Source organism: Pseudomonas sp. 31 R 17, assembly GCF_900004915.1.
Classification (GTDB): Bacteria; Pseudomonadota; Gammaproteobacteria; order Pseudomonadales; family Pseudomonadaceae; genus Aquipseudomonas; species Aquipseudomonas orientalis_A.
Genome location: NZ_CVTN01000031.1, coordinates 1 through 18,455, shown reverse-complemented (window position 1 = coordinate 18,455; position 18,455 = coordinate 1). Strand labels below are relative to the sequence as shown.

The window sequence follows — 18,455 nt, the reverse complement described above, 5'->3', positions numbered from 1 at the left end:
TGACCAATTCCGACGACAGTGGTCGGCTTTTAGCCACGCCGCGCCCGACGGCGCTTATAGCCCGGTTTTGCTGGTGGCAGGGCCCGCATGGGGGTGCTGATCACTCGTCGTCATTGATGGTGCAAGGGCCGGGGCGTTTTCAGCGCACAGCTTTATGCACCGCTTCTTTCGATACTGTCCGCCCTAATGTCGCTCGGTCCTTTCAACAGAGCGCCTGCCAGGCTGCCATGCCAAGCGCTCTCTTCCTGAGCACACACCATGACCAACTCAGTCACCCCTGATGCAGAGCAACCTGCATTACTTACCAATGCAAGCTGGGCCGAACAACAGATTTATCAGCTGATACAGGAAAACGTAACCGCCTTCATGGGCAAGATGGGCGTGGATGAGCAAAAAGAATACCTGCGCCTGAGCAAAGAGCTGGTGGAGCGCGAGCAAACCCTTGGCAACGCCCTCACAGCTCTTTACGACGACCTGAGCCGGCAAATGGTCGACGCTCTGGAGCGCGCGCTGAAGAGCAAAACCGGCACGGCCATCAATTCGCGTACTACCTACCTGAAGACGCGGATCCGGCAGTTGCCGGTCTCCCAGGATGACCTCCCCGCCAATGATCGCCTGGGCAACAACGTGCGTATCTACAAAGAGGACCTGGGCGTACGTGAGTACGAACGCTCGATCACCTTGCTGGAGGCCGCGTATCGCAACTTCGGGTTTACCGCGTATTTCTCCACCGAAGAACAACGCGCCAGCTCTATCAGCGGCGACGTCATCAGCGTCAAAGAGTTCGTGGGCGTGGCAAGGAGCGTGGACATCGGCAAGCGCATCAGCGACTACATCGAAAAAGAGTTCATGAAGCGTCTGTCCAACCCGCTCTCCGGCCTGCAAGGCACCAAGCTGCTGGTCGCTTTGAGGGACGCCTATCGCACCAATGAGTCCTGGAGTATCAGCGAGCGGGAATTCAATGATCTCAAAAGCTGGCTGTTCGACACCAGCGTGCATTGGGACCTCTACCAACTGGACGCCGGCGGCGACAAGATTGCCTTGCCGTTTTTCACTCGTCGCTTTGATACGCCAGACGGTTCTTGCGTCTACAGTTATTTCCCGGACCGCCCCAACGGCGCACTACGGCGGCACGCCTCTGGGCAAGAAGCCGTGGACGCCCTGCAGAACCAGATCCGCAACGACGTGGGGCTGGCACACTTCAGTTGGTTCATGAAGGCCATCTCCCTGAACAATCAGGAAAAGCTGCGAGCCTTCATCAAACCGCTGAATGTCAACCGGGACGACCTCTCCTGGCACGCACGGATCCTGTATGACCTGTTTGCCAGCAAGACCCCAAACAGGCAAAAACTGGCGGTGGAAAAAATCGGCACGGACATCCGCAGCCTCGCCCTCACCTTGCCGATCTACCAGTCGTGGCCAATCCAATCGGACCTTATCCGACTGGCGCGCACCAATAAAATGGCGGACCGCGAGGCCGCCGTTGCGTTGGCCACCTATCTGGTCAGCGAGACCTTGTCGATGCTGCTGATTCCGCTCCCCGGTGGCGTGACCGGCTTGGGCAAAATCATGCTGGTCGCAATGCTGGGCACCCTCGTCTACCAGGCCTGGTCTGCCATTGCGGCGCTGCGCCGGGGCCAGCAGGCAGAGCTGGTGCAAGCCGTCGGCGACATTCTTGACCTGCTGGTGGGGCTGCGTTTACAGGGGGCGGCGGCCAAGTTGTCTGCCCGCCGCACCCGTCGGTTGATGAGCGCGCTGGGCAACCCCAACTACGCTATTGCCACAGACGGCAAGCCAGGGTTGTGGTTCATCAACGACTACACACAAATCGACCCGAACTACCTGACAGGACTTGAACAAAACCCTCAAGGCCTGTTTGAAAAGGGCGGCCGCAGCTACATCAAGCTGCAGGTCGACAACCAAACCAAATTCGCCCAGGTCACCCTCGAGAAGCGCTCCGGGCGCTATCAACTGGACATGCCGGGCACTTCAAGCATTCACCCCTATGTCACTTACTCGGCCAAACATGACCGCTGGACACTCGACTCCATCGATACCCGCGCGCTGAACGAAGCCCAATTGCTGCAGCACATGATCTCGCCCAGCGAACTGCCGTTGAGCCCGACCGCCAGCAAGCGCGCGTTGGATGTCGCGGCCGTTGATCGCCAGGAATTGCTGGATATCTGGTTCGATCGCCGGCCCGGCCCTGTCGCCTTGACACAAGCCATCGAGAATCAGCAACTGCGCGAAGGGCTCACCCAGCTGCAAACAGCGCTAGGGCGCAGCGATGGCCCGCTGCCGCCCATCGCCGACCAGATCATGCCTGCACTGCTGGCAGACCTGGGCACCTGCACGATCAAGCTGTACACCCCTGACGGCAAAACCTTGCTGTCCAGCTACACCCCGATGCTCGCGCCCCACACACAACCATTGGCCACCATCGAGCTGCGCCAGGAGGGGCGTGATCGTTACCTGGCACCGGCATTTGGCTCGCCGGTCGGCTCACTCATGCAACAGGTCTTGCAGGAACATGAACGATTCATCCCGGGTAGCACCTTGGGCCAGGCAGGTCACGGCAGTGAAGCGCTCCACCTGGCGAGCCGATTGCTTGAGCTGAGAAAAAAACTCGCGGCACACCTTCAGACGCATCAAGCAGCCGTGTATGAGGCGTTACGCGATGGCCGACTGCGCGACCACATGAATGCACAACATCCAGCCACTCGGTTTGCACCCACGGCACTGTTTGGGCAGACAGCCGGTGGTGACCCCGCCATCAGCCTGTTGCGGCGTCGCTTTCCGGACCTGTCACGAGCAATGGCCGCAGATTTGCTACGGCGTCATCCCGCATTACGCGACATCGGCCTTTACTCGTTCCTGGAGGCTCCAGTACGCGAAGCCATTCACAAGAGCATTCAACAAAGCACCATCACTGAGGCGCTCAACGCACTTTCGGACCCGAGCGGCCTCGGGCTCAACGCGCACAGCCAGGCCCTGTTCTGCAACCTGCTGACGCTCTTGCCGGGTTGGCCGAGCGACCTCGGTGTAAAGGTTTACCAAGGCGCCACCGATCAGACCGGGCGGATCACCCACCGAGGCTCACTGCTGGACACCTATGGGAGCGAAGACGCAGACAGCTTCGTCATGCTGGTCAAGTCCGGCACTGAATATGCCGGCTACCTACAGGGCAGTGGCGAACTGAAAACGGCCGTCGCCGGGCAGAACAGCCTACTCGGCGCCACCCTGCGCGCGCTCACCGAAACCCAACGCAATGAGCTGGGCCTTGAGCCCCACGACATCGCCGTGCTGGCCCAGGACATGCTTGAACAGGCGCGCGTACAACAGGCGCATCTGCCGCAATTCCTCACACCTTCGCGGGAGGCGCCGCTATCAACCTCAAGCATCAGTGCTTTCCGGATACCCCACTGGCATGTGCCAGACAATGCCGATGCAGACGGTATCCACGCCATGGGCGAGCGTCGATACGTGACCATCGACAACGGCACCTACCGGGTCATGCTCGACCGCGACGCTTCCTCGGCGACTGGCAAAGTCTGGCGCATCGTCAAACCGGGCGATCCGGTAGCGATGGACGAGGCTAACGTCTACAACAGCAGCCGCCTCGGTGAAAGCCATGCCATCCGGCGCAATGCCGCCAATGTGTGGGTCAGCGCCCTCGTCGGTGCTCCGGGAGGTGTACGAGGCGAATGGCATGAATGGTCATTCTTTCGGCAATTGGCCGACAGTGCCAGCACCCTCTTGAATCAACTGCGCAGTCCGCAGCGGCGAGTACACACACTGTTTCCGTCGTTTGACCAGGGACAGATCAACGCCTTTATCCAGTCTCTGGGCAACGACATTGCTGGGGGACTGGCTCGACGAGAAACCGAATACAGAACCCTCGGCAGGGAGTTGAAAGCATGGCGGCATGCGAACGCATCCGAATCTGCAAGCTGGCCCAGGCTCGTTACCGATGAGGTCAAACGCTGCTGGCGTCGTGAGACCGGGACATCACTCAGGATGCCGCCGGGTACGGCTGCGCTTCCAGGACTGAAAGCCGACTTCAGCCATGTACGGAAGTTGGATCTTGTGTCGATCAACTGGTCGGACGGGGCCGATACGTTCCTGGGCAATTTCTCCAACCTGGAGCGACTGAGCATCACCCACTCCAAACTCGACAGGCTTCCCACAGCGGTCAGCGAAATGAGCCAATTGACCTGGCTGAACGTGAGCTCGAACCAGATCAGGCTGGATGTACCCAGCGCTGAAAAATTGGCCGGCCTGACCCAACTTGAACATATCGATCTGTCGGAAAACCCGCTGGGGATAACACCCGATTTCAGTGGCATGCCGAAACTGCAAACCCTGGACCTCAGCAGTACACAGATCGATCAATGGCCAACAGGGCTGCTGAGTCAAACCCGCCTGAAAAGCGTCAAACTGCTCAATAACCGCCTGCGCGCAGTGCCTGAAACCTGCCTGAACCCACCGATCGATCAATTGGAGGCCATCGTCCGGATCAATAACGTCACGCAGCTGCAAGGCAATGACTTCCCCGCTAAATACTGGAGAAAATTCGACAGCTATTGGCGCAATCTGCATGAAAACCATCCGAACCTGATCAAGAACGCAATCGACAGCGCGTTTGACTGTGGCAATCCAAGGGTTGAAAGGTATCAGCGGATGTATCCGGGCAAGAACATCAAGCAAACTCGAGAGTTTCTCTGGGGGCTGCCCAAAGGAACAGTGGCGGCAGAGCTGGACAGGCTGGAACTTGAGTTCAATCAACTCCAATCACAGTTGGACGCCTGGGCCTTTTCGGGAGGCGTTCGCCGTCAGGGCTACGTTCGCGCAGGCCAATTGGCAACCAATGCAGTGACTCGGGGGGATCGCGACATCGCTAAAGCTCGTATTCTGAGTTGCTGGAGACGAGAAACACCACAGATGCTGGCCAATGACGGCACACCGATCGGCCTGCAACTCGATCTCAGTGGACTGACACTGCCGAGCCTGCCAGACCTTGACGTAGACTTCAGCCACGTAGGCTCACTCAAGCTGAATAATATGAACCTGAGTGTTTCCCCGGAAAGCTTCCTGACGCGATACCGACACGTACGCTGGCTGAACCTGGCAGACAATCAGCTCAGGGACCTTCCCCCGGCATTGGGCGAGATGCACGGCCTTACGCGCTTGTATCTGCATAACAACCGTATTCGCCTGACCCCGGACACCGCCCGCATCCTGGCGGAACGCGTCACGCTCAGAGCGCTCTTGTTACAGGGAAACCAACAGCTCGGCGTGACCCCCGACTTCAGCCAGATACCCGATATCCGCTCGATTAATCTGTCGGGCACAGGCATTGAGACATGGCCGACGGGCCTGGCGGAGCAGCCGCTGCTGGACACGATCAACCTGAACGCCAACCGGATTACAGAGATCCCTGACGCCGTCATCGCGCCTACAGATGCGCTCCTGGCCCAGGCGGCCCGACTCAATAACGTGACCTCTGTTACCGGCAATCCATTGTCCGATCAGACGTTGACGCGGGTCGCGCAATACGCAGAACGGTTGATCACAGCCGGGCTCGCCCAAGTGGGGCAGCCGAACCGTCTAGTGGTCACATCCACCGAAAACAGGTCACCGGCACCCTTTAGAAATCGGGGCGACGAGTCGTTTCGACGCTTGACCAACGGACTGGCCTCCGCCCAGGTTTCCGCCAGGCGAGCGCAATGGAATATGCTGCGCGAACAGCAGGGAGCGGAGCCTTTCTTCGACCTGCTCAGGCGCCTGGAGCAACTGGATACGGGCCAGCAGGATCACCGGCGAAGAGTCTGGGAGTTGATCGACGCCATCTCCGAAAACAGTCCGGAGTCCGAACAGCTGCGCAAAGAAGTTTTCGATCGGGCCGGCGAACCTGCGTGCTGCGACCGAGCGGCGTTCTCGTTTGGCAACCTGGAGGTCGCGGTCCTGGTATACAGGGCCCTGAGTCAAGCCATGGACCAATCACAAGGCAAGGCGCTATCGGCATTGTCCAGAGGGCTGTTCCGTTTGCATGAAGTGGACAAGTTCGCCTCAGCCGACATCCAGCGCAGCGAGATGATCGTCAACGATCCGACGGTATCGGAAGAAGGGAAACGCCCCCATCGCCTGCGCCTGAGTGAGGAAGTCGAGATCAGGCTGGCTTATCGCTACGGCCTCAAGGATCGCCTCCAGCTGCCCGGACAGCCTCAGCGGACGGCCTTTACCCAGATGGGTGACGTCACTCAGGACAGGCTGGATAGCGCTTATGAAAAAATCGTGGCCCTGGATAATTCACCTGAGGAATTCCAGGCACTGGTTTCCAGGGAGTTCTGGCAGGTCTATATAACCAACAAATACCGAGCGCAATTCGAAGCGCAGCGCCAACCCGCTCAGGAACGATTGAATGCATTACGCGACAGTTTTGTCGCCGGACTACTGCCGGAAGCGGACTACAAGAAGCAAACCGATGACGAGCAGGCCCAGCTCGCTATCGAAGAAGCCGAGCTGATCCAGACACTGACCCGGCAAGTGCTGGCCGAATGATCCCGGCCAGCGTTTACTCGTCGTCGTCGAAGTTGTAACTGCCCGGCGCCAGGTTCTCGAAGCGCGTGTACTTACCGATGAACGCCAGGCGAATAAAGCCGATCGGGCCGTTCCGCTGCTTGCCGATGATGATCTCGGCGATGCCCTTGTGTTCCGTTTCGGGGTGGTACACCTCGTCGCGGTACACGAACATGATCACGTCAGCATCCTGCTCGATCGCCCCGGATTCCCGCAAGTCGGAGTTGACCGGGCGCTTGTTGGGGCGTTGTTCCAGGGAGCGGTTGAGCTGGGACAGCGCCACCACCGGGCAGTTGAATTCCTTGGCCAGGGCTTTCAGGGAACGGGAGATTTCGGAAATCTCGTTGGTACGGTTGTCGCCGCTCGAACCCGGGATCTGCATCAACTGCAGGTAATCGATCATGATCAGGGCGATATCGCCGTGTTCACGCACCAGGCGGCGGGTACGCGCACGCATCTCTGAAGGGCTGATACCGGCGGTGTCATCGATGAACAGCTTGCGGTCGTTGAGCAAGTTGACCGCCGAGGTCAGGCGTGGCCAGTCGTCGTCTTCCAATTGGCCGGAACGCACCTTGGTCTGGTCGATACGGCCGAGCGACGACAGCATACGCATGATCAGCGATTCGCCTGGCATCTCGAGGGAGTACACCAGCACCGCCTTGTCGCTGCGCAGTACGGCGTTTTCCACCAGGTTCATTGCGAAGGTGGTCTTACCCATCGACGGACGGCCGGCGACGATGATCAGGTCGGACGGCTGCAGGCCGCTGGTCTTTTCGTCGAGGTCGGTGTAGCCGGTGGAAATGCCGGTAATCGCCGCATCCGTGTTGAACAGGGTGTCAATGCGGTCGATGGCTTTGGTCAGCAGGTCGTTGACGCTGACCGGCCCGCCGGTTTTCGGACGGGCTTCGGCGATCTGGAAGATCTGGCGCTCGGCTTCGTCGAGGATTTCGGCGGCGGTGCGGCCTTCGGGGTTGAAGGCGCTGTCGGCGATTTCGGTGCTGATGCCGATCAACTGGCGCAAGGTGGCGCGCTCGCGGACGATCTGCGCATACGCCTTGATGTTGGCGACGGACGGCGTGTTCTTCGCCAGCTCACCGAGGTAGCCCAGGCCGCCGACCTGGGAGGTCTGGCCTTCCTTGTCCAGTTGCTCGGCCAGGGTCACCACGTCGATCGGTGAGTTCTGGTCGGCCAACTTGGCGATGGCGCGGAAGATCAGGCGGTGGTCATGGCGATAGAAGTCACCGTCCGAGACTTGATCCAGCACGCGTTCCCAGGCGTTGTTGTCCAGCATCAAGCCACCGAGCACGGCCTGTTCGGCCTCGATGGAATGCGGCGGCACCTTCAGGGCAGCGGTTTGCAGATCGTATTGCTCAGGAGCGGAGATTTCGTTCATGGCCACTTGAAATTTGGGGTGTGTAAAAAAACAAAAGGCACGACCTGTAAACAGGATCGTGCCCGATGTTAACCGGCTGACACACGAGGTGCCAGTCAGTTAGGTGCGACTTAAGCTGCTACCACGACAACGCGTACGGTGGCTTCAACTTCGGCGTGCAGGTGCACGGCTACGTCGAATTCGCCTACGTTGCGGATGGTGCCGTTCGGCAGACGAACTTCGCTCTTCTGCACTTCAACGCCGGAGGCGGTCAGTGCATCAGCGATGTCGTGGGTGCCGATCGAACCGAACAGCTTGCCTTCGTCACCGGCAGTGGCAGTGATAGTCACTTCCAGCTCAGCCAGTTGGGCAGCGCGAGTTTCGGCCGAAGCTTTTTTGTCTGCTGCGGCTTTTTCCAGCTCGGCACGACGCTCTTCAAACGCAGCCAGGTTGGCAGCGGTTGCAGCGGTGGCTTTGCCGTATGGCAGCAGGTAGTTACGACCGTAGCCGGCCTTAACGTTCACTTTGTCGCCCAGGTTGCCCAGGTTGGCGACTTTTTCCAGAAGGATCAGTTGCATGTGAAAATCCTCTAACTTTTAACCTTCACCGTTCGCGCTATCGGCATCTTTCGACGCCAGACGTCCGCGAAAATCAATCAGGCCGTCGACAATGGCCAGGACCACGAGTAACGGATAGATCAGCTGCATGAACAGCAACAGCGTGACGTACAACCCCACCAGCCAGAACCTGGCCAGGCGCTTTCGCGCCACCAGCCCATGAATCAGGGCCAGCCCGGCAAACACCAGCGGTACGCTGCAAATCGGCGCCAGCAAGGCCATCTGTGGACCGAAGTTCGGTCCGACAACCATGCACGCCAGCAGCAACATCGCCGGTCCCGCGGGAATCCTGATACTGCGAAACTCGCGACCAAAACCACCCGGGTTATACAACAACGCCTGCCAATAACGCCCAAGAATCAGGCTCAGCACGCTGACAACCTGCAGCAAAGCCGCAATCAGGCCGGTCAGGACCGGCGCAATCAGTGACGCAAACCGCGCTCGCTCATCTACCGACAATTGCTGGTAGAGATCCCCGAGGGCCAGCGGCAGGATCTTGATGATCTCCTGCGCCAGCGCCTCGATTTGCGGGCGGAAAGCCGCGCCAAGCATCACTGAGTACACCAACCCCACTGCCACGCTGACCAGCAGCGTACGGACCCAGGACTCACTTGCGCGCAGAACCAACGCAAGGCTCGATGATCCCAGCAGTACCAGAAGTACCCGTGGATCACCCATTTGCAGCCACCAGATCAAGGCCGGCAACAAACCCAGGGCAAGAACGCCCAGGGCGTCCTTCAAACCGCGCCGCAGGAGCACAAGGCAACCTGCGGCAGCACCCAACCAATAAAGCAACGGCAATGCCGCACAGCCAGCCACTACCAGAGTGGCCTGCACACGACCGCGCATGATGAACTCAGCTAAGGCGCGCATGCATTCAATCCCTTACTACTTGTCGACTGCCCGGTCTCAGCGGCCGTGGCTGTCGGTGTAGGCCAGCAGGGCCAGGAAGCGGGCGCGCTTGATAGCGGTGGCCAGCTGACGCTGATAACGTGCTTTGGTACCGGTGATACGGCTTGGAACGATTTTGCCGGTCTCGGATACGTAGGCTTTCAGAGTGTTGAGATCTTTGTAATCGATCTCTTTCACGTCTTCAGCGGTGAAGCGGCAGAATTTACGACGACGGAAGAAACGTGCCATTTGATAGGCTCCTTAAAAGGTCCGTGGATTACTCGTCAGCGTTATCGCTGTTGTCGCTGTCATCACTATCAGCGCTATCAGCGCCTTCGTGCTCAGGACGGTCGCGACGCTCACGGCGCTCACTGCGGTTTTCTTCAGCCTTGAGCATCTCGGATTGGCCGGTAACGGCTTCTTCGCGACGGATGACCAGGTTACGGATCACTGCATCGTTGTAGCGGAAGTTGTCTTCCAGCTCGGCCAGGGCCTTGCCGGTGCATTCAACGTTCAGCATCACGTAGTGAGCCTTGTGAACATTGTTGATTGCGTAGGCCAGTTGACGACGGCCCCAATCTTCCAGACGGTGGATTTTGCCGCCGTCTTCTTCGATCAGCTTGGTGTAACGCTCAACCATGCCGCCGACTTGCTCGCTTTGATCCGGGTGGACCAAAAAGATGATTTCGTAATGACGCATGAATGCTCCTTACGGGTTGTAGCCTGCCGCTCAAAAACGGTCAGACAAGGAGTGAATGACACTTATGGATCTTGCCGCAGGGGAGGCACATGCGTGCCTGCCAGGTGGGCAAGGGGCGCAATTGTAGAGAAGGGGGAGAAAGCGCGCAAGGTGATTGGTGATTATTTGAACAATCGACCAAACACCACAAAAACAACTGTGGGGGGGCTTGCCCCCGATTGCAGTGGGTCAGTCACAACATCTGTAACTGAAACACCGCTATCGGGGGCAAGCCCCCTCCCACATTTTGATCCAGGCCAGGCCCGGCTTACTTCTTGGTCTTGGCCTTGGCACCGCGCTGACGCCGCGCTTCGAACAGGCATACGCCCGTCGCCACCGACACGTTCAGGCTGCTGACGCTGCCGGCCATCGGCAAGTGCACCAGGTAATCGCAATGCTCGCGGGTCAGGCGACGCATGCCCTTGCCTTCGGCGCCCATGACCAGGATGGTCGGGCCGGTGAGGTCCTGGTCGTAGATGCTGACTTCGGCCTCGCCTGCCGTGCCGACAATCCACAAGCCGCGCTGCTGAAGCTTCTCCAGGGTGCGCGCCAGGTTGGTCACGGCCACCAGCGGAATCACTTCCGCCGCGCCGCAGGCCACTTTACGCACGACCGGCGTGAGGGTGGCCGACTTGTCTTTAGGCACGATCACCGCCAGCGCGCCGGCCGCATCCGCCGAACGCAGGCAGGCGCCGAGGTTGTGCGGATCGGTCACGCCATCCAGCACCAGCAGCAACGGTGCGCCTTCGGTACGGTCGAGCAGCTCGTCGAGCATGGCTTCGCCCCACACCTGGCTCGGGCTGACGTCGGCCACCACGCCCTGGTGAACACCTTCTACCCACACGTCCATTTCACGGCGTTCGGCCTGGCCGATGGCAACCTTGTTCTGGGTGGCCAGCTCGACCAGCGTCTGCACGCGTGGCTCGCTGCGACCTTCCGCCAGCCACACCTGCTTGACGCGCTTGGGGTGGTGACGCAGCAGTGCTTCTACGGCGTGCACGCCGTAGATTTTTTCCAGACTCATGACTTGGCCTTAGGTTTGCGCGACCCGCCGCTTTTCGCGGGGGCCGAACCCGCTTTAGGCGGGCCTTTACGGTGTTTACTCGGTTTGCTCGACGGTTTTTCCGCCCCTTGGGACTTTCCCCCAGACGCCGCTTTACCACCGCTTTTGGCTTCGTTGAGCAACTGTTGCTTCAACTCGCGGCTCTTGCGCAGCTCGGCATTTTTCGCCGCGGCATCGCTTGGACGGTAGGCTTCAGGGGCCTTGTCCTTGGCCGAAGAACGACGCCCGGTCTTGGCAGGTGCAGGCTCGGCAGCCGTCTTCGCGCTGGAAGCCTTGCCCTTGGACGCCGGCGCTGCGGTTTCGCTGCCACGCTTTTTGCGGCCAGCCGGCTCTGCGGGCTTGTCAGGCATGCCGAAGTCGATCTTGCGCTCGTCCAGATCGACACGCATGACCTGCACTTCCACGGTATCGCCCAGGCGGAAGCTGCGACCGGTGCGCTCGCCCGCCAGGCGATGGTGCACAGGATCGAAGTGGTAGTAGTCACCCGGCAAGGCGGTGACGTGCACCAGACCCTCGACGTAGATGTCGGTCAGCTCGACGAACAGGCCGAAACCGGTCACGGCGGTGATCACACCCGGGAACGACTCGCCCACGCGGTCCTTCATGAACTCGCACTTGAGCCAGTTCACCACATCGCGGGTGGCTTCGTCGGCGCGACGCTCGCTCATGGAGCACTGCTCGCCCAACTGCTCAAGCGCCGCTTCGTCGTACGGATAGATCCGTGCCTTCGGAATGGTCATGGCACCGGCGCGCTTGACGTGCGGGGTGTTCTGCTTGGAATGGATCACGCTGCGGATCGCGCGGTGCGTGAGCAAGTCCGGGTAACGGCGGATCGGCGAAGTGAAGTGGGTGTACGCCTCGTAATTCAGGCCGAAGTGGCCCTGGTTGTCGGCGCTGTACACCGCCTGGCTCAACGAGCGCAGCATCACGGTCTGGATCACGTGGTAATCCGGACGGTCCTTGATGCTGGCCAGCAGGGCCTGGTAATCCTTCGGCGTCGGGCCGTCCTTGCCTTTGTGCAGGGACAGGCCGAGCTCGCCAAGGAACGCGCGCAGTTTTTCCAGGCGCTCCGGCGGCGGACCGTCGTGGACGCGGTACAACGCAGGAATTTCGTGCTTCTTCAGGAATTCAGCGGTGGCCACGTTGGCCGCCAGCATGCATTCCTCGATCAGCTTGTGCGCGTCGTTACGGGTGGTCGGGGTGATGGCAGCGATCTTGCGCTCGGAACCGAAGACAATCCGGGTTTCCTGGGTTTCAAAATCGATCGCGCCACGGGTGTGGCGGGCGCCCAGCAACACCTTGTACAGCGAGTACAGCTGCTTGAGGTGCGGCACCACGTCGGCGTATTCGCTGCGCAGGGCCTTGGCTTCGCTGGTCTTCGGCGTTTCCAGGATGGTGCTGACCTTGTTGTAGGTCAGGCGCGCCTGGGAGTGAATCACCGCTTCGTAGAACTGGTAGTCGGTCATTTCACCGGTCTTGGAGATGGTCATCTCGCACACCATGGCCAAACGGTCGACTTTCGGGTTCAGCGAGCACAGGCCGTTGGACAACTGCTCCGGCAACATCGGGATCACGCGCTCAGGGAAGTACACGGAGTTGCCGCGCACCTGGGCTTCGTTATCCAGGGCCGAACCGATCTTCACGTAGCTGGACACGTCGGCAATCGCGACGTACAGCTTCCAGCCGCCGGAGAACAGGCGCAGCTTGCCCGGCTTGGCTTCACAGTAGACCGCGTCATCGAAGTCGCGGGCATCTTCGCCGTCGATGGTGACGAACGGCAGATGGCGCAGGTCGATGCGTTTTTCTTTGTCCTTGTCTTCAACTTCCGGCTTGAGCTTGGCGGCTTCCTTCAGCACGGCATCAGGCCAGACGTGAGGAATATCGTAGGTGCGCAGCGCCACGTCGATTTCCATGCCCGGCGCCATGTAGTTGCCGACCACCTCAACGATATCGCCCTGGGGCTGGAACCGCGCAGTCGGCCAGTGGGTGATTTTCACCTCGACGAACTGGCCGACCTTGGCGGCGCCATTGCGGCCCGGGGTGATCAGCACTTCCTGCTGGACCTTCGGGTTATCCGGCACCACAAAGCCGATGCCGCCCTCTTCGAAGTAACGACCGACGATGGACTCGTGGGCACGGGACACCACTTCGACGATCACGCCTTCGCGACGACCACGACGGTCCAGGCCGGACACGCGCGCCAGGGCACGGTCGCCATCGAACACCAGGCGCATCTGCGCAGGGCTCATGAACAGGTCGTCACTGCCGTCGTCCGGGATCAGGAAGCCGAAGCCGTCCCGATGGCCGGCGATGCGGCCCAGGATCAGGTCGAGCTTGTCGACCGGCGCGTAGGTGCCACGGCGGGTGTAGATCAACTGAGCATCGCGCTCCATCGCACGCAGACGGCGGCGCAGGGCTTCGAGCTGGTCTTCGGTGGTCAGACCGAATTCTTCAACCAACTGCTCGCGGCTAGCAGGCGAACCACGATCGGCGAGGTGCGCCAGGATCAGTTCGCGGCTAGGAATAGGGTTTTCATATTTTTCCGCTTCACGAGCGGCCTCGGGATCGAGGGACTGCCAATCGGCCATTAGAGAGTTTTCACCTTGTCTATATGCGGGTTAGTTTGGCATACGCGTATTGAAACGGGAAATTTCAGACGTCATCAAGCCTTTTAAAAGCCCTTTGCAGCCCTCGGCGCGCACCTTGCACGACCATTGGCGAAATTTTCCAGGCTTTTTTCATGGCAGGGGTTTACAGGGTAAATATCGCTCCGTATAGTGCGCGCCATCGACGACGGCAACGTTGTCAGATAATGCCCAGGTGGTGAAATTGGTAGACACGCCAGCTTCAGGTGCTGGTGATCGCAAGGTCGTGGAAGTTCGAGTCTTCTCCTGGGCACCAAATTCAGATCAAACCCGCGAAAGCGGGTTTTTTCGTTTCAGACCTTTGATTTTTAACGGAAAAATTGATTTATATTTTTCGAATCAGGGGTTTACAGATTAAAAAGCCCGCCGTATAGTTCGCCCCATCAACAGCGGCAACGTTGCTTGATAATGCCCAGGTGGTGAAATTGGTAGACACGCCAGCTTCAGGTGCTGGTGATCGCAAGGTCGTGGAAGTTCGAGTCTTCTCCTGGGCACCAAATTCAGATGAAACCCGCGAAAGCGGGTTTTTTCGTTTCCGGGGTTTGAAAAATCCGGCTTGAAAACGTTCCCCGCGATTACCCTCAAGTCCGCACTTGAGAAGCTTTATCGTTTATCCTTGTAGTGATTTGTTGCACATAAGCGAGGAACACTTCGGATGATGATCCGCGATACCCGATTCAAGACATCCCTTCTGCGTGGCCTGTCTCTTACTCTGCTCGGCCTGACTCTCCTCTCACCCAACGCCTATTCCGCTGACAAGGTCTCCCTGACCCTTTACAACGGCCAGCACAAAGAAGTCGGCGATGAACTCGCCAAAGCCTTCGAAGCCAAGACCGGTATTCACGTCAACGTGCGCAAAGGCAGCAGCAACCAGCTGGCCAGCCAGGTCGTCGAAGAGGGTGACCGCTCCCCTGCCGATGTGATCTACACCGAAGAATCGCCGCCGCTGAACAAACTCGGCGAGCAAGGCTTGTTGGCGAAGACCGATGCCGGCACCCTCGACGTGCTGCCCAAGGATTACGTCGGCAGCAATGGCGACTGGATGGGCGTCACTGCACGCACCCGCGTCGTCGCTTTCAACCCCAAGCTGATTTCCGAAAAAGACCTGCCCAAATCGGTGCTGGATTTCGCCGGCCCCGAATGGCAAGGCAAGGTTGGCTTCGTGCCCACCAGCGGCGCGTTTCAGGAACAGGCCGTGGCGATCATCAAGCTGCACGGGCGCGAAGCGGCCGAAGAGTGGCTGACCGGCCTGCGCGCCTTCGGCAAGGTGTACAGCAACAATATGGTGGCCCTCAAGGCCGTTGAAAATGGCGAAGTGGCCACCGTACTGGTGAACAATTATTACTGGTTTGCCTTGAAGAAAGAGAAAACCAACCTCGACTCCCAACTGCACTATTTCACCGACGGCGATGCCGGCGGCCTGATTACCGTGTCTTCGGCTGCCGCGCTGAAATCCAGCAAACACCCCAAGGAAGCCCAGCAACTGCTGGCCTTCATGGCCAGTGAAGAAGGCCAGCGCGTGATCACCAACACCTCGGCGGAATACCCGCTGCGCAAGGGCATGCAATCCAACCGCGGCCTGAAGCCCTTCAACGAACTGCAACCGCCGAAAGTCACCCCCGCCGACCTGGGCAATGCCGAAGAAGCCCTGGAACTGGAACGTGACGTTGGCTTGAACTGATGACCCCGTCGCTCAGCGCTGCCGGCTTTCGCCCCCGGCGCAAACGCCCTTCAATCTGGCTGCTGTTGCCGGTGCTGTTCCTGGTTGGCCTGAGCCTGCTGCCGCTGGTGTATGTCGGGCTCAAGGCCTGGCAGGCCGGCTGGGCACAGGCGGTGCATCTGCTGTGGCGGCCTTATGTGTTCGGGCTGCTGCGCAATACCCTGTCGCTGATGGTCGGCGTGACGGTCGTGTGCGGCGTGGTCGGCCTGTCCCTGGCCTGGCTGCTGGAACGCAGCAACCTGCCGGGGCGACGCCTCTGGGGCGTGATCCTGTGCCTGCCGTTTGCGGTGCCGGCGTTTGTCAGCAGTTTTACCTGGGTGTCGCTGAGCGCCAACTTCGAAGGCCTCGGCGGCGCGATCCTGGTGATGAGCCTGTCCAAGTATCCGCTGGTCTTTCTGCCGGTAGCCGCCACGCTGCGCAATCTGGACCCGGCCCTGGAAGAATCGGCGCGCACCCTGGGGCTGAATCGCTGGGGCGTGTTCCGGCGCATTACCCTGCCGCTGCTGTGGCCGTCGCTGGTCGCGGGAGCGCTGTTGATTGCATTGCACATGCTGGTGGAGTTCGGCGCCCTGTCGATCATCGGCTTGCAGACCTTTACCACCGCGATCTACCAGCAGTTCGAACTGGAATTCAGCAACGCCAACGCCGCGATGCTCTCGGCGGTGCTGCTGGTGATGTGCCTGAGTTTGTTGTGGCTGGAGCTGCGCGTGCGCGGCAAGGGCCGCCATGTGCGGATCGGCCAGGGCGCGGCGCGACAGGCCGAGCAGGTGAAACTGGGTAAATGGGCGCTGCCTGGCCAACTCTATTGCCTGGCGCTGGCGATCATTGGCAGCGGCATTCCCTTGGGTATGCTCGGTTATTGGCTGGCCGTGGGCTCATCGGCGGCGTTTCCGGTCGCCGCCATCAGTGAGGCGCTGTTATCGTCCCTGGCACTTTCCCTGGGTGGCGCGGCGTTGTGCCTGGCGCTGGCGGTGCCGGTAGGCCTGCTGGTGGTGCGCTACAAAGGCCAGCTGGCGATCTGGGCCGAACGCCTGCCGTACCTGCTGCACGCCCTGCCCGGCCTGGTGATTGCATTGACCCTGGTGTATTTCGCACTGCATTACGTGCCGGCGCTGTATCAAACGTCGGCACTGCTGCTGATCGCCTATGCGCTGTTGTTCCTGCCCCTGGCCCAGGCGCCGATTCGCACGGCGCTGAACAAGGCCGCACCACAGCTGGAAGAGGCGGCGCGCACGCTCGGCGCATCGTCGTTCAGTGCGTTTTGCCGGGTGACGCTGCCGATCATTTTCCCGGCATTGGGCGCCGCGTTTGCGCTGGTGTTTCTGGATGCGATGAAGGAATTGACTGCGACCTTGCTGCTTAGTCCGACCGGGCTGAACACCTTGGCCACCGCCGTGTGGGCGCATACCTCGAATGTGGAGTTTGCGGCGGCGGCGCCTTATGCGGCGTTGTTGATTCTGGTGTCGGGGTTGCCGGTGTATCTGCTTACGACGCGGATGTATTTGAGCCGCTGAGATGGCTATCGGGGGCAAGCCCCCTCCCACATTTGGAATGCGTTTCAACCTGTGGGAGGGGGCTTGAACTGGCCTAATGCTCCCGGACACCTCTTAAGGGCGATATGATTCGCCCAATCAGGAGGTTTCATGCAAGAGCGAAAGACCTACACCCGCGAGTTCAAGCAACGTGCTGTAAGCATGGTTCTTGATGATAACTGCTCAGTTCCTGACGTCTGTGCGTCGATGGAGGTTGGCCCCACGGCTCTGCGCCGTTGGATTGAGCAGGTTCGCAAAGAGCGTCAGAAAGGGCAGCCAGTGGCAGGTACTAAGGCAATCAGCGATGAACAGCGAGAGCTTCAACAGCTGCGAGCCAAGGTCAAGCGCCTGGAGACCGAGGCTGAAATCTTAAAAAAGGCTACGGCTCTCTTGATGTCGGATCCCGATCGTTTTTCCTGATCGAGGAGCTGAGAGAGTCGAGTTCGTATCCGACCTGCCTGCTTTGCAGTGCGCTGGGCGTTTCCCGCAGCGCGTTTTATGACTGGCTTAAGCGTCGCTCAGTGCCGAATACCAAGCGTGACGCGCTCAGAGCAAAAGTCGTGCAATTGCATGACCAAAGCCGGGGAAGTGCAGGCGCGCGGATGATCTCTCAGCACTTGAAAGCCCAGCAGATCAAGGTGGGACGGCATCTGGCCGGAAAACTCATGGCGGAGGCAAATCTGGCCAGCAGACAGCGCCGCCGCCATCAGTATCGCTCTAGAGGCGTCGAAGCATTTGTGGCCAAGAATCTGCTCGAGCGTAACTTCGAGCCAACCGCAATCAATCAGGCCTGGTGCGGCGACGTTACCAGCCTGATGGTTGGTAAACGTTGGTATCACTTGGCAGCGGTCATTGATCTGTTCGCCCGCCGAATCGTTGGCTGGGCGTTTTCCCTGATCAACGACGCCAACCTGGTTAGCAAGGCGCTGAGAATGGCGGTGGAGGTTCGAGGCAAACATGCAGGCTTGATGTTTCATTCGGATCAAGGCAGCCAATACACCAGCCAGCTCTTTCAGTCCGAGCTGCTGGAGCATGGGATAACGCAAAGCATGAGCCGCAGGGGGCAGTGCTGGGACAACGCGCCAACAGAGCGTTTCTTTGGGACGCTTAAATCAGAGTGGGTGCCCAATAAGGGCTACACGACAGTTGAAGAAGCCAGGCGGGATATGACCAGCTTCTTCATGCGATACAACCGAATCAGGCTCCACAGCTACAACAACTACCTGTCGCCAATAGCCATGGAGCAAAAAGCGGCATAAACACCGTAATCGGTGTCCGGGATTACTTGACCAGTTCA

Annotated in this window: 12 protein-coding genes and 2 tRNA genes; 7 read left to right on the top strand and 7 right to left on the bottom strand. The window is 59.6% G+C overall.

Annotation, left to right across the window (positions count from 1 at the left end):
* The first annotated feature begins 423 nt into the window (after positions 1 to 423).
* Positions 424 to 6,561 (top strand): NEL-type E3 ubiquitin ligase domain-containing protein, encoded by a 6,138-nt coding sequence (locus BFP89_RS00925; protein ID WP_176718384.1) that lies wholly within the window; start codon positions 424 to 426, stop codon positions 6,559 to 6,561.
* Between the two features lie 13 nt (positions 6,562 to 6,574).
* Here BFP89_RS00925 and dnaB read toward each other — a convergent pair whose 3' ends face one another.
* The 7 genes from dnaB to rnr form a co-directional block, all read right to left on the bottom strand.
* A complete protein-coding gene (gene dnaB / locus BFP89_RS00920) occupies positions 6,575 to 7,972 on the bottom strand; it encodes a replicative DNA helicase (protein WP_003188079.1) in 1,398 nt (465 codons plus the stop codon).
* A gap of 110 nt (positions 7,973 to 8,082) precedes the next feature.
* Positions 8,083 to 8,529 (bottom strand): 50S ribosomal protein L9, encoded by a 447-nt coding sequence (gene rplI / locus BFP89_RS00915; protein WP_003171376.1) that lies wholly within the window; start codon positions 8,527 to 8,529, stop codon positions 8,083 to 8,085.
* An 18-nt stretch (positions 8,530 to 8,547) separates the two neighbouring features.
* Complete coding sequence (locus BFP89_RS00910; RefSeq protein ID WP_065883320.1) at positions 8,548 to 9,441, bottom strand: hypothetical protein; 894 nt, start codon at positions 9,439 to 9,441, stop codon at positions 8,548 to 8,550.
* 36 nt (positions 9,442 to 9,477) lie between these two features.
* Positions 9,478 to 9,708, bottom strand: a complete 231-nt coding sequence (rpsR, locus tag BFP89_RS00905; protein WP_002551829.1) for a 30S ribosomal protein S18 — start codon at positions 9,706 to 9,708, stop codon at positions 9,478 to 9,480.
* A gap of 28 nt (positions 9,709 to 9,736) precedes the next feature.
* Positions 9,737 to 10,159 carry a 30S ribosomal protein S6 gene (gene rpsF, locus BFP89_RS00900; protein ID WP_003236224.1) on the bottom strand — a complete coding sequence of 141 codons (423 nt, stop codon included), beginning with the start codon at positions 10,157 to 10,159 and terminating at the stop codon, positions 9,737 to 9,739.
* 307 nt (positions 10,160 to 10,466) lie between these two features.
* On the bottom strand, positions 10,467 to 11,222 hold the full coding sequence (gene rlmB / locus BFP89_RS00895) for a 23S rRNA (guanosine(2251)-2'-O)-methyltransferase RlmB (protein ID WP_065883318.1): 756 nt from the start codon (positions 11,220 to 11,222) through the stop codon (positions 10,467 to 10,469).
* The gene (gene rnr / locus BFP89_RS00890; RefSeq protein ID WP_065883316.1) at positions 11,219 to 13,849 is read right to left on the bottom strand and encodes a ribonuclease R; all 2,631 of its coding nucleotides are present in this window, start codon (positions 13,847 to 13,849) and stop codon (positions 11,219 to 11,221) included. Before rnr ends, rlmB begins: the two co-directional genes overlap by 4 nt.
* 226 nt (positions 13,850 to 14,075) lie before the next feature.
* On the opposite strand from rnr, the gene BFP89_RS00885 reads away from it, so the two are divergent.
* From BFP89_RS00885 to BFP89_RS00860, 6 genes are all read left to right on the top strand, one after another.
* Positions 14,076 to 14,162: transfer RNA gene (locus BFP89_RS00885), tRNA-Leu, on the top strand.
* 154 nt (positions 14,163 to 14,316) lie between these two features.
* Positions 14,317 to 14,403: transfer RNA gene (locus BFP89_RS00880), tRNA-Leu, on the top strand.
* A gap of 158 nt (positions 14,404 to 14,561) precedes the next feature.
* Positions 14,562 to 15,587 (top strand): iron ABC transporter substrate-binding protein, encoded by a 1,026-nt coding sequence (locus BFP89_RS00875; RefSeq protein ID WP_065883313.1) that lies wholly within the window; start codon positions 14,562 to 14,564, stop codon positions 15,585 to 15,587.
* On the top strand, positions 15,587 to 17,140 hold the full coding sequence (locus BFP89_RS00870; protein WP_065883311.1) for an ABC transporter permease: 1,554 nt from the start codon (positions 15,587 to 15,589) through the stop codon (positions 17,138 to 17,140). The genes BFP89_RS00875 and BFP89_RS00870 overlap by 1 nt, the downstream gene beginning before the upstream one ends.
* Positions 17,141 to 17,269: 129 nt before the next feature.
* Positions 17,270 to 17,578 carry a transposase gene (locus BFP89_RS29130; protein ID WP_065883309.1) on the top strand — a complete coding sequence of 103 codons (309 nt, stop codon included), beginning with the start codon at positions 17,270 to 17,272 and terminating at the stop codon, positions 17,576 to 17,578.
* Positions 17,575 to 18,417, top strand: a complete 843-nt coding sequence (locus BFP89_RS00860; protein WP_065883306.1) for an IS3 family transposase — start codon at positions 17,575 to 17,577, stop codon at positions 18,415 to 18,417. Before BFP89_RS29130 ends, BFP89_RS00860 begins: the two co-directional genes overlap by 4 nt.
* Positions 18,418 to 18,455 lie beyond the last annotated feature (38 nt).

Excerpts from the sequence above, each read along its gene's own strand:
- dnaB (WP_003188079.1), bottom strand. The coding sequence starts at position 7,972 with ATGAACGAAATCTCCGCTCCTGAGCAATACGATCTGCAAACCGCTGCC.
- rplI (WP_003171376.1), bottom strand. The coding sequence starts at position 8,529 with ATGCAACTGATCCTTCTGGAAAAAGTCGCCAACCTGGGCAACCTGGGC.
- BFP89_RS29130 (WP_065883309.1), top strand. The coding sequence starts at position 17,270 with ATGCAAGAGCGAAAGACCTACACCCGCGAGTTCAAGCAACGTGCTGTA.
- BFP89_RS00875 (WP_065883313.1), top strand. The coding sequence starts at position 14,562 with ATGATGATCCGCGATACCCGATTCAAGACATCCCTTCTGCGTGGCCTG.
- rnr (WP_065883316.1), bottom strand. The coding sequence starts at position 13,849 with ATGGCCGATTGGCAGTCCCTCGATCCCGAGGCCGCTCGTGAAGCGGAA.
- BFP89_RS00910 (WP_065883320.1), bottom strand. The coding sequence starts at position 9,441 with ATGCGCGCCTTAGCTGAGTTCATCATGCGCGGTCGTGTGCAGGCCACT.
- rlmB (WP_065883318.1), bottom strand. The coding sequence starts at position 11,222 with ATGAGTCTGGAAAAAATCTACGGCGTGCACGCCGTAGAAGCACTGCTG.
- rpsF (WP_003236224.1), bottom strand. The coding sequence starts at position 10,159 with ATGCGTCATTACGAAATCATCTTTTTGGTCCACCCGGATCAAAGCGAG.
- BFP89_RS00870 (WP_065883311.1), top strand. The coding sequence starts at position 15,587 with ATGACCCCGTCGCTCAGCGCTGCCGGCTTTCGCCCCCGGCGCAAACGC.
- rpsR (WP_002551829.1), bottom strand. The coding sequence starts at position 9,708 with ATGGCACGTTTCTTCCGTCGTCGTAAATTCTGCCGCTTCACCGCTGAA.